The 12,101-nt window shown below is 60.7% G+C and carries 7 protein-coding genes; 6 read left to right on the plus strand and 1 reads right to left on the minus strand.

The genetic code is table 11. The features are described from left to right. Positions 1–137: 137 nt before the first annotated feature. From FHT70_RS24515 to clpB, 6 genes are all read left to right on the plus strand, one after another. Complete coding sequence (locus FHT70_RS24515; protein ID WP_011426959.1) at positions 138–1,412, plus strand: aspartate kinase; 1,275 nt, start codon at positions 138–140, stop codon at positions 1,410–1,412. Between the two features lie 89 nt (positions 1,413–1,501). Continuing rightward, entirely contained in the window at positions 1,502–3,769 is a 2,268-nt protein-coding gene (ptsP, locus tag FHT70_RS24520) for a phosphoenolpyruvate--protein phosphotransferase (RefSeq protein ID WP_097601641.1), read from the plus strand. 28 nt (positions 3,770–3,797) lie between these two features. Next, positions 3,798–4,877, plus strand: coding sequence for a peptide chain release factor 1 (gene prfA, locus FHT70_RS24525; protein WP_097601642.1), 1,080 nt, complete (start codon positions 3,798–3,800; stop codon positions 4,875–4,877). Beyond that, a complete protein-coding gene (gene prmC, locus FHT70_RS24530) occupies positions 4,874–5,734 on the plus strand; it encodes a peptide chain release factor N(5)-glutamine methyltransferase (RefSeq protein ID WP_085779599.1) in 861 nt (286 codons plus the stop codon). The genes prfA and prmC overlap by 4 nt, the downstream gene beginning before the upstream one ends. A gap of 343 nt (positions 5,735–6,077) precedes the next feature. Further along, positions 6,078–6,806, plus strand: a complete 729-nt coding sequence (locus FHT70_RS24535) for a DUF4167 domain-containing protein (RefSeq protein WP_183705408.1) — start codon at positions 6,078–6,080, stop codon at positions 6,804–6,806. A gap of 250 nt (positions 6,807–7,056) precedes the next feature. Further along, complete coding sequence (gene clpB / locus FHT70_RS24540) at positions 7,057–9,657, plus strand: ATP-dependent chaperone ClpB (RefSeq protein ID WP_183705409.1); 2,601 nt, start codon at positions 7,057–7,059, stop codon at positions 9,655–9,657. Positions 9,658–9,712: 55 nt separating this feature from the next. Here clpB and FHT70_RS24545 read toward each other — a convergent pair whose 3' ends face one another. After that, the gene (locus tag FHT70_RS24545) at positions 9,713–11,653 is read right to left on the minus strand and encodes a M23 family metallopeptidase (protein WP_085779596.1); all 1,941 of its coding nucleotides are present in this window, start codon (positions 11,651–11,653) and stop codon (positions 9,713–9,715) included. Positions 11,654–12,101 lie beyond the last annotated feature (448 nt).

Raw genomic sequence — 12,101 nt, forward strand, 5'->3', positions numbered from 1 at the left:
TTGGGGCCTTCAGGGGCCTGGGCTTTAGAGCGGTTCCAGAAATGGAAGCCCGGCTCTTTCGCCAAGCGGTTCGCCCCAGAGCTTTCGTGATGCCGGGTCGGGTTTCCGCTGTCCGGCGCCAGTCGTGGTAGAGGCATATGGCACGCATCGTAATGAAATTCGGCGGCACGTCCGTCGCTGACCTGGACCGCATCAAGAATGTTGCCCGCCACGTGAAACGCGAAGTCGATGCCGGCCACGAGGTCGCGGTGGTGGTCTCGGCCATGTCCGGCAAGACCAATGAGTTGGTCGGCTGGGTGCAGGGTACGCCGAAGGTCATCGGCGCCAATTCGCCATTTTACGATGCACGGGAATATGATGCCGTCGTCGCCTCCGGCGAGCAGGTGACCTCGGGGCTGTTGGCGATTGCATTGCAGGCCATGGATATCAATGCGCGGTCCTGGCAGGGATGGCAGATTCCGATCCGCACGGACAATGCGCATGGCGCTGCCCGGATTCTGGAAATCGACGGCTCCGACATCATCAAACGCATGGGCGAGGGACAGGTCGCCGTCATCGCCGGCTTCCAGGGGCTGGGACCCGACAACCGCATCGCCACTCTGGGACGCGGCGGATCGGACACGTCGGCCGTCGCCATTGCCGCGGCTGTCAAAGCGGATCGCTGCGATATCTATACTGATGTGGACGGGGTCTATACGACCGATCCGCGTATCGTGCCGCAGGCGCGCAGGCTGAAGAAGATCGCCTTCGAGGAAATGCTCGAAATGGCCTCGCTCGGCGCCAAGGTGCTGCAGGTGCGCTCGGTCGAGCTTGCCATGGTGCACAAGGTGCGTACCTTTGTGCGATCGTCTTTCGAAGATCCCGATGCTCCGGGCATGGGCGATCTGTTGAACCCGCCCGGAACGCTGATTTGTGACGAGGATGAAATCGTGGAACAGGAAGTAGTCACCGGCATCGCCTATGCCAAGGATGAGGCTCAGATCTCGCTTCGCCGTCTTGCCGACCGGCCGGGCGTTTCCGCCGCGATCTTCGGGCCGCTTGCCGAATCCCATATCAATGTCGACATGATCGTCCAGAATATCTCCGAGGACGGATCGAAGACCGACATGACCTTCACCGTGCCGTCAGGCGACGTCGAGAAGGCGATCAAGGTGCTCGGCGACCATAAGGAGAAGATCGGTTACGATGTCGTGCAGAACGAATCGGGGCTGGTGAAAGTCTCGGTCATCGGAATCGGCATGCGCAGCCATGCGGGTGTTGCTGCCACCGCGTTTCGTGCACTTGCCGAAAAAGGCATCAACATCAAGGCGATCACCACCTCCGAGATCAAGATTTCCATCCTGATCGACGGTCCCTATGCAGAACTCGCTGTCAGGACTTTGCATTCCTGCTACGGTCTGGATAAGAATTGATTCCCAGTGGGCGGCCTGCCCCTTCAGGTTGAGTAGACGAGGGCCGGCCTGCCGGGACTGAGTGCGTTGTTTCGGGAGCTTGAGACGCCATGAGAGACCTTTCCGGCGGTCCGCGCGTGCTGCTCAGGCGGCTGCGCGAGTTGATGGCAGAACCGCTGGAGCCGCAGGATCGTCTTGACCGGATCGTCCGCCAGATTGCCAGCAACATGGTGGCGGAAGTCTGCTCCGTCTACGTGCTGCGCGCCGACGGTGTGCTCGAACTCTATGCGACCGAAGGCCTGAACCGAGAGGCGGTGCACCTGGCGCAGCTGAAGATGGGACAGGGCCTGGTCGGCACGATTGCGGCCTCGGCGCAGCCGCTGAACCTTTCCGACGCGCAGTCGCATCCGGCCTTCCGTTACCTGCCGGAGACGGGCGAAGAAATCTACCATTCCTTCCTCGGTGTGCCGATCCTCAGGACCGGGCGCTCGCTTGGCGTTCTCGTCGTGCAGAACAAGGCGAGCCGCAACTATCGCGACGAGGAAGTGGAAGCGCTCGAAACGACGGCGATGGTGCTTGCCGAGATGATCGCCACCGGCGAGCTCAAGAAGATCACCAAGCCCGGCCTCGAACTCGATCTGACACGCTCGGTGACGATCGACGGCGACACCTATAATGACGGCATCGGCCTCGGCTATGTCGTCTTGCACGAGCCGCGCATCGTCGTCACCAACCTGCTGAACGAGGATACGGAGAAGGAAATCCGGCGGCTGGCGGAGGCCATGGGGTCGCTGAGGATCTCGATTGACGACATGCTGTCGCGCCGTGACGTGTCGATGGAGGGCGAGCATCGCGAGGTGCTCGAAACCTATCGCATGTTCGCGCATGACCAGGGCTGGGTGCGCAAGCTCGAGGAGGCGATCCGCAACGGCCTGACGGCAGAAGCGGCGGTCGAAAAGGTGCAGAGCGACACCAAGGCGCGGATGATGCGGTTGACCGACCCTTATCTGCGCGAACGCATGCATGATTTCGAGGATCTGGCGAACCGATTGCTCAGGCAGTTGACGGGTTATACCGGGCGCACGACCGCCGAAGGTTTTCCCAATGACGCGATTATCCTGGCGCGGGCCATGGGGGCGGCCGAGCTGCTCGATTATCCCCGCGCCAATGTGCGCGGACTGGTGCTGGAAGAAGGGGCGGTGACAAGCCATGTGGTGATCGTCGCCCGCGCCATGGGCATTCCCGTCATCGGCCAGGCGGCGGGCGTTGTGGCGCTCGCCGAGAATGGCGATGCCGTGATCATCGACGCCGACGAAGGGCATGTGCATCTTCGCCCGATGGCCGATCACCGGCGCTCCTACGAAGAAAAGGTGCGCTTCCGCGCGAGGCGGCAGGAGCAGTTCCGGGCGCTGCGTGCCATCGAGCCGGTCACCAAGGACGGCCAGCGGATTTCGCTGATGATGAATGCCGGCCTGCTGGTCGACCTGCCGCAGCTCTCGGAATCGGGTGCGGAGGGTATCGGTCTCTTCCGCACCGAGCTGCAGTTCATGATCGCTTCGACCATGCCGAAGGCGGAAGAGCAGGAGCAGTTCTACCGTAATGTGATCAAACAGGCGGCAGGCCGCGTGGTCACCTTCCGCACGCTCGATATCGGCGGCGACAAGGTGGTGCCTTATTTCCGAGGCCATGAGGAAGAAAATCCCGCGCTCGGCTGGCGCGCGATCCGGCTGTCGCTCGACCGGCCGGGATTGTTGCGCACCCAGCTGCGCGCCCTGCTGAAGGCATCGGCCGGCACCGAGCTGAAGCTGATGGTGCCGATGGTGACCGAGGTTTCCGAGTTGAAGACGGTGCGCGAGCTCCTGCAGAAGGAAGTGCAGCATCTATCGCGCTTCGGGCATGGGCTGCCGCGCAAGCTGCAATTCGGAGCGATGCTGGAGGTACCCGCGCTGCTCTGGCAGCTTGACGAACTGATGGAGGCGGTCGATTTCGTCTCGGTCGGTTCCAACGACCTCTTCCAGTTTTCTATGGCGGTCGATCGCGGCAATGCGCGGGTGTCGGATCGCTTCGACCCACTCGGCAAGCCTTTCCTGCGGATCCTCCGGGATATCGTGCGTGGGGCGGATCGGAACAAGACGCCCGTGACGCTTTGCGGGGAGCTTGCCGGCAAGCCACTTTCGGCAATGGCGCTGCTTGGCGTCGGCTTTCGCTCGATCTCGATGTCGCCGGCCTCGATTGGTCCGGTAAAGGCAATGCTGCTCGGGCTTGATGTCGGGGCATTGGCGAAGGTGATGGACGAAGTGCTGGACGATCATCGCAGCACGGTGCCGATGCGCGAGGTGCTTGCCCGCTTCGCCGAGAGCCACAATATTCCCCTTTAGAGAAATATAAGAAGAATCGGAGTGCAGGGTGGCGAAGCTTCCCGTTGAAAAGATGCGCGAGCTGGAACGCCGTTTCGGCGAGATCGAAGCGCGCATGTCGGCCGGTCCAGCCGCCGATGTTTATGTGAAGCTTGCATCCGAATATTCCGAGCTGCAGCCTGTCGTGACGAAGATCCGCGCCTATGAAAAGGCTGTCGCCGAGCTTGCCGATCTCGAAACGCTGCTCGAGGACAAATCGGTCGATCGTGAGATGCGAGACCTCGCCGAACTCGAACTGCCCGAGGTGAAGGAGCGGATCGAGGCGCTGGAGCAGGAGATGCAAATTCTGCTTCTGCCGAAAGATGCGGCCGACGAGAAAAGCGCAATCCTCGAAATCCGCGCCGGCACCGGCGGCTCGGAAGCAGCACTTTTCGCCGGTGATCTCTTTCGCATGTACGAGCGTTTCGCCTCCGAGAAGGGCTGGAAAGTCGAAGTGCTCTCGGCAAGCGAGGGCGAAGCCGGCGGCTATAAGGAAATCATTGCGACGATCACCGGAAGGGGCGTCTTCGCTAAGCTGAAATTCGAATCTGGCGTGCACCGCGTGCAGCGCGTGCCGGAGACTGAGGCGGGTGGGCGCATTCACACGTCGGCCGCAACGGTGGCGGTGCTGCCGGAGGCCGAGGAGATCGACATCGAGATTCGGCCGGAGGACATCCGCATCGACACCATGCGCTCTTCGGGAGCCGGCGGCCAGCACGTCAATACCACGGACTCGGCAGTGCGCATCACCCACCTGCCGACCGGCATCGTCGTCACCAGCTCGGAAAAATCGCAGCATCAGAACCGCGCCAAGGCGATGCAGGTGCTGCGCTCCAGGCTTTACGACGCCGAGCGGCAGCGCGCCGACAGCGAGCGCTCGGCCGATCGCAAGAGCCAGGTCGGTTCCGGTGATCGTTCCGAACGCATTCGTACCTACAATTTCCCTCAGGGGCGCGTCACGGACCATCGCATCAATCTGACGCTTTACAAGCTCGACCGGATGATGGAAGGAGAGATCGAGGAGGTCGTCGATGCGCTGATGGCCGACTACCAGGCAAGCCAGCTGGCGCAGCTCGGCGAACAGCAGTGAGCGCTACGGTCGCCGATACGCTTGCCGAAGCGCGCCGTCGTTTCACAGAGGCGGGCATTGTCGATCCGGCGACCGATGCGCGGCTGCTTGTCGCAGGTCTTTTGAAACTGTCGTCGACGGAGCTGTTGACGCGGTCGGCCGAGAGGCTTTCACCTGAGCAGATTGATGTGATTTTCAAGGCGGTGGAACGCCGGCTCGGCCATGAGCCGGTGCATCGTATTCTGGGCGAGCGGGAATTTTATGGCCTGCCGCTTGGCTTGTCGGCGGAAACTCTGGAGCCGCGTCCGGATACGGAAATCCTGGTCGATACGGTGCTTCCTTATCTGAAGGACCTTGCAATGGCGCAACGCCATCTCCATATTCTTGATATCGGAACCGGGACTGGGGCGATATGTCTTGCGCTTTTGAGCGAATGTCCCGAGGCGTCAGGTATCGGCAGCGACATATCGTCGGATGCACTTCGGACGGCAAAGTCAAACGCAGAAAGAAACGGGTTGCAGGATCGCTTTCAGGCCGTGCAGTCGAGATGGTTCGAGAACATCCAGGGCTCGTTTCACGCGATTGTCTCAAATCCGCCCTATATTGCCTCCAATGTCATTCACGATCTCGCTCCTGAAGTGACGAAATTTGATCCGGTTGCAGCGCTGGATGGCGGCCCGGATGGGCTTGACGCTTACAAAGCCATAGCCAAGGATGCGGCAAGGTTCATGAGGCCCGAAGGGGTCGTGGGACTGGAAATCGGCTACGATCAGCGAAACGATGTGACGGCGATCTTCGAAGCGGAAGGCTTCAGGTGCCTCAAATCCGTGAAAGATTATGGTCAGAACGACAGGGCGCTCGTTTTCGCGCTCGCGTAAAAGGCGATAACTGCGGCATTGGGCGGGACATTATTGCTATTGCGAAGAAAAGGCTTGGATTTCCCAGGGAAGCAATATAGGTTGCGGACACGTGTTGGGCAGATAGGAATGAACGAGATTCGTTCGGTACTTGGTTTGCCTCGGGGGTCCGCTCTTTTAAACGAGAGTTTCAACGGTTGAACACGACCCAACGCGTGAATCAGTCAAACTGACTTGAGAACCAAGCGGCAGGTCGGCGCAAAGGCGCAGTATGCTCGCGGCACAAAGGTCCTGACCCGGTTTTCCGGTCATGGCGGTTGGTGCCATGTATCCATCACAAACAGAGAATTCAGGTGAACGATCTATGAGGCCAGGACAGCAAAACAAGCGCGGTCGAGGGCGTGGTAACAACAATAACAATGGTGGCGGCGGAAATAACAATAACAACAATTTCAACCGCAAGGGCGGCAACCCGCTGACCCGGACCTATGACAGCTCCGGCCCCGATGTGAAGATTCGCGGTACTGCACAGCATATCGCCGAGAAATATGCGCAGCTTGCCCGTGATGCCCAGAGCTCCGGCGACCGTGTGATAGCCGAGAATTATCTTCAGCACGCCGAGCATTACAATCGGATCATTGCCAGCGCTCAGGCGCAGATGCAGGAGCGGTTCCAGCGCGACGACCGCAGCGACTACAATGACCGCGACGCGACGGATCGCGACAGCGACGACATCGATGTCAGCGACAACGATGGCGACGATGTCGTCGTCGTCCAGCCTCCGCAGAGCAGACAACATCAGCCGCAGGCGCAGACAAAGCCCGCGCCGGCACCAGTTGCGGCGCCTGCCCCGGCACCCCAGCCCGAAATCATCGACGGAACCGGCCCACAGCCGGAGATCGAAGGCATTCCCGCCGAGGTCGCCATGGATGAGGAAGGCTCTGCCGGCCAGTCACGCGAACGCCAGCCCCGTCGTCGTAGCCCCGGCAATCGTCCCCGTCGCCCGCGTCGCGGCGCAGACGGCGATGCAGCCTCCGAAGGCGAGGGTGCTTCCGCCGAGGCACCGGTTCTGGCGGATGCCGCATCGGAATAAGGGATCTGGCTCCTTTCGGGGAGAGCCGGGTACTTATGCCATCTGTTCGAATTTCCTTGAAAATCCCCGGCCTTCGTACCGGGGATTTTCGTCTTATGGGCTCTTTAAACTCCCGGGACAGCGTACCATATTCTCTTCGACTGCTTCGCCCAAATCCCAGACGGGCCAAGCGCGACCTGCCTTTTCAGGGGGTCGATCTCAATCATCGGTCTGCGCCTCGTAAGGGCAGGGCGATCAATGGAGGTAGAATATGAATATCGAGAAATATTCCGAGCGGGTGCGCGGTTTCATCCAGTCGGCCCAGACCTATGCGCTGGCGCAGGGGCATCAGCAATTTTCACCCGAGCATGTGCTCAAAGTGCTGCTCGACGACGATCAGGGCATGGCCGCGTCGCTGATCGAGCGTGCCGGCGGTGATGTCAAGGCTGCTCGCCTCGCCAATGACGCGGCTCTTGCCAAGTTGCCGAAGATATCAGGCGGCAACGGCAACATCTACTTAGCGCAGCCGCTCGCCAAGGTGCTTTCGACCGCGGAAGAGGCGGCCAAGAAAGCCGGCGACAGTTTCGTCACGGTCGAACGTCTGCTGCAGGCGCTGGCGATCGAGACCTCGGCTTCGACTTATTCGACGCTGAAGAATGCGGGAGTGACGGCTCAAGGCCTCAACCAGGTCATCAACGATATCCGCAAGGGCCGGACGGCGGACTCGGCCAGTGCCGAGCAGGGCTTCGATTCACTCAAGAAGTTCGCCCGCGACCTCACTGGCGAGGCCCGCGAGGGCAAGCTCGATCCGGTGATCGGCCGTGACGATGAGATCCGCCGCACCATCCAGGTCCTGTCGCGCCGCACCAAGAACAATCCGGTGCTGATCGGCGAGCCGGGCGTCGGAAAGACCGCGATCGTCGAAGGTCTGGCTCTGCGCATCGTCAACGGTGACGTGCCGGAATCGCTCAAGGACAAGAAGCTGATGGCGCTCGACATGGGCGCGCTGATTGCCGGCGCAAAATACCGCGGCGAATTCGAAGAGCGGCTGAAGGCCGTGCTCAATGAAGTGCAGGCGGAAAACGGCGAGATCATCCTGTTCATCGACGAAATGCACACGCTGGTCGGTGCCGGCAAAGCGGACGGGGCGATGGATGCCTCGAACCTTCTGAAGCCCGCCCTTGCCCGCGGCGAGCTGCATTGCGTCGGCGCGACAACGCTCGACGAGTATCGCAAACATGTCGAGAAGGATCCGGCGCTTGCGCGCCGCTTCCAGCCCGTCGTCGTCGACGAACCGACGGTCGAAGACACGATCTCGATTCTGCGCGGCCTCAAGGAGAAATACGAGCAACATCACAAGGTGCGCATCGCCGATGCGGCGCTGGTCGCCGCCGCGACGCTGTCCCACCGCTATATCACGGATCGCTTTTTGCCCGACAAGGCGATCGATCTGATGGATGAGGCAGCGGCGCGACTGCGCATGCAGGTGGATTCCAAGCCGGAAGAACTCGATGAACTCGACCGCCGGATCATTCAGATGAAGATCGAGCGCGAGGCGCTGAAGAAGGAAACCGACGTTGCTTCCGCCGACCGGCTGAAGCGGCTTGAGACCGAACTCACCGCGCTTGAAGAGGAGGCCGATGCGCTTACGGCCCGCTGGCAGGCGGAAAAGCAGAAGCTCGGCCTTGCCGCCGATCTCAAGAAGCAGCTCGACGATGCCCGCAACGAACTGGCGATCGCCCAGCGCAAGGGCGAGTTCCAGCGCGCCGGCGAACTGACCTACGGCGTCATTCCGGATCTCGAAAAGCAACTGGTCGAAGCCGAGAAGCAGGACGGCGAGCGCGGCGCGATGGTGCAGGAGGTCGTCAGCCCCGACAATATCGCCCATGTCGTTTCCCGCTGGACCGGCATCCCGGTCGACAAGATGCTGGAAGGCGAACGTGACAAGCTGCTTCGGATGGAAGACGAGCTGGCAAAATCGGTGATCGGCCAGGGCGATGCGGTTCAGGCCGTGTCGCGCGCCGTCCGCCGCGCCCGCGCCGGCCTGCAAGATCCGAACCGACCTATCGGCTCGTTCATCTTCCTCGGCCCGACCGGCGTCGGCAAGACGGAGCTCACCAAGGCGCTCGCCCGCTTCCTCTTCGATGACGAAACGGCGATGGTGCGCATGGACATGTCGGAATACATGGAGAAACACTCCGTCGCCCGACTGATCGGTGCACCTCCCGGCTACGTCGGCTATGACGAAGGCGGAGCGCTGACGGAAGCCGTACGCCGACGGCCGTATCAGGTCGTGCTGTTCGACGAGATCGAGAAGGCACATCCCGACGTCTTCAACATCCTGCTGCAGGTGCTTGACGACGGACGGCTGACAGACGGCCAGGGCCGGACAGTCGATTTCCGCAATACGATGATCATCATGACCTCGAACCTCGGAGCCGAATATCTGACGCAGCTCCGGGACGGCGACGATAGCGATACGGTTCGCGAGCAGGTGATGGATGTCGTGCGTGGGCATTTCCGGCCGGAATTCCTGAACCGCATCGATGAGATCATTCTCTTCCACCGCCTGAAACGCGAGGAGATGGGTGCGATCGTCGACATTCAGCTGAAGCGGCTGGTGGCATTGCTGTCCGAACGCAAGATCGTCATCGACCTTGATGAGGACGCTCGTCACTGGCTGGCGAACAAGGGTTACGATCCGATTTACGGCGCAAGGCCGCTGAAGCGGGTTATCCAGAAGTTCGTGCAGGACCCGTTGGCCGAGCAGATCCTGTCGGGCCAGGTGCCGGACGGATCGACTGTCAAGGTGACGAACGGCTCGGACCGGCTGCAGTTCAGCACGCGGCAGACGGTCAGCGCTGCGGCTTAATTTAGTTTGCTTCGGAATGAGAAATGGCGGCTTCGGCCGCCATTTCGTTTAGAGATTACTTGCTCGCCACCTGCTCCGGCGTCGGGTTGTTCAGCAGCGTATCGATACGCTTTCGCTCGTCTTCGAATTTCGCCAGCGCCTCGCCCTGCAGCGACTTCCCGCCCGGAAGGCGGATGCGCAACGGATCGACCTTGGTGCCGTTGACGATCAGCTCGTAATGCAGGTGCGGGCCGGTTGATTCACCCGTGGTGCCGACCCAGCCGATCACCTGGCCCTGACGTATTTTCGCGCCGGGAACGACGCCTTTGGCGATGGCGCTCTGGTGATTGTAGGAGGATTCGTAGCCATTGGCATGGCGGATGATCGTCTGGTTGCCGTATCCGCCGGAATCCCAACCGGCTTTTTCGACTGTGCCATTGCCGGCGGCGATGATCGCGGTGCCACGTGGCGCCGCCCAATCGACGCCTGTATGCATTCGGGCGAAACCGAGGATTGGGTGGCGGCGCATGCCGAAGCCCGATTTGAAAATGCCGTTCGGAACCGGGTTGCGCAACAGGAACTGGCGAATGCTCTTGCCGTTCTCGTCGAAGTAATCGACCGTCCCGTCATCGGGATCCTGGAAGCGATAGAAGCGCGTTTGCGTATCGCCAAAACGAGCATTGACGTAGAGCAGTTCGGAATCCTCGGTCGCCTGGCCGCTGCTGTCGGCGACGGAGAAGAAAGCCTCCAGCTTATCGGTCGGTCTCAGCTGCGCCTGGAAATCGACGTTGCTTGCAAGCAACTTGATGATCAGCGCGGTCATATCCTTGGTCATGCCGTAGGAAAGGGCGGCACGATAGATGCCGTCATAGACGCGCGGCAGGTTCTGTCCAGGCGGCGGAGCGAATGTATTGTCATCGAAGGCCGTGGCGATCGCATCCAGCATCGGCGGCTCGCTGCCCGGCACATACTTGCCCTTGTCGTCCAGGGCCACGGTGACGAGATGGCGAGTGCCGCGGTAGACGCTGGCGCGGATGATCTTTGCCTGTTCGCCCTTCTGGATAATGCCGATGCGCAGCACGTCACCCTTTTCGAGATCGCTGGCGCCGAGTTGCTGCGAGATATAATTGGCAATGCCATCGGCATATTGCTGTGGATAGCCTGAATCCGTAAGCGCCTTGGCGATCGATGTATCCGCGCGAACCGGAAGGATGTCGTCGGCGAATTCTTCGGTCTGCGGCGTGATCGATTCCGGCGCAGAGACCGTCATGTTCTGCTCGAGCACGCGGGCGGACAGACCCGCGGTCAAATCGACATCGGTTTCCTCGTTGGAGAAACGACGCGGATCGACGTAATAGAGGGCCGCAAGCTGCGTATTGCCGTCGGTGAGCACGGAGCCGTTGGAGCGGACGTTTTCCTCGACCTCCTCAAGCGACAGGCCGGAGGCCATTTTCATACTGGTCTTGGCGGTCGGGAAGGGAACGGTCTTAAGACTGACTTCGGATTCAACGTCGGAGCCATATAGTGCGCCGGTGCGGCTCTGCGGGGCGGGCTGCGGTTCGTCGGCGGAAAATATCGCCAGGGGATCGAAATCGGGGTAGTCCTCGGTCGCCACATGGTTGGCGGCCAGCGTCATCTTCACATGCGCGAAGGGCTGGCGGCGCACGACCTCCTTCTCGCCGTCGTGGACAACGGTCGATACTTCCATGATCGCCCGGTCCGAAGGTTTTGCGGCGATGGCGGGCGCGATCAGCCGACCGCCACGGACGACGCTCGTGTCCACATGCGCCTCTGCGACGGCACTCGCATAGGCCTCGGCAGGAATCGCAAGCTGCTGGCGGCCATCAAGCGCGGCAAAAAGGGCGACGCCCATCAGGACAGAGGATGTGATGCCGGTGAGGAACGTGCCCGAGAGCCAGCGCAAGGAAACTTCGCGCTTGTCAGGCGCACGCCTGCCGTCAGCCAGAAGCGGAGGCTCGTTGCCCAACGAGCGGATCATCATTTTCTCCGTCATCATGGCAGTCGGGTCCGCGTCCTTACATTTGACGTCTCTGGAAGCATGTCTCGGCCATCCTGGCTGGGGCGAAAGATGTGCATATTTTGGGCACCGAAGTCAAATCGTGCACTGGAAAGGCAGCCTATCTGCATTTTGCCTGTGTGAATCATGTGTCCGTAAAGACCAGCAGATTGTGATCATGTCGGGGCGCGAGAGACGAAACGGCGCGCTTTCCACGAAAAGTCGACAAATGTTCACGTCTCCGGCTCGGTGGAGACAGCTCAGAATCCGCGAAATGATCGCACTGACAGGCTCCACAGAAAATTCTTATGAAAAAACAATTGCTTGAAAGAAAAATGATTTTTTTCGAAAAGGGCTGTTGACTTAGAAAAGGGGGTGGGATTATAAGCCCACTCACTGAACGAGGGCGGCGGCGCTGCTGGCGACGAAGTCTCTCGCTCTTAAGAAA

The sequence above is a fragment of the Rhizobium sp. BK049 genome, from assembly GCF_014193135.1.
Taxonomy (GTDB): Bacteria; Pseudomonadota; Alphaproteobacteria; order Rhizobiales; family Rhizobiaceae; genus Rhizobium.

What these genes read in the sequence shown, in the direction of transcription:
- FHT70_RS24515 (WP_011426959.1), top strand. Translation starts at nt 138, where the DNA reads ATGGCACGCATCGTAATGAAATTCGGCGGCACGTCCGTCGCTGACCTG.
- ptsP (WP_097601641.1), top strand. Translation starts at nt 1,502, where the DNA reads ATGAGAGACCTTTCCGGCGGTCCGCGCGTGCTGCTCAGGCGGCTGCGC.
- FHT70_RS24545 (WP_085779596.1), bottom strand. Translation starts at nt 11,653, where the DNA reads ATGATGACGGAGAAAATGATGATCCGCTCGTTGGGCAACGAGCCTCCG.
- FHT70_RS24535 (WP_183705408.1), top strand. Translation starts at nt 6,078, where the DNA reads ATGAGGCCAGGACAGCAAAACAAGCGCGGTCGAGGGCGTGGTAACAAC.
- clpB (WP_183705409.1), top strand. Translation starts at nt 7,057, where the DNA reads ATGAATATCGAGAAATATTCCGAGCGGGTGCGCGGTTTCATCCAGTCG.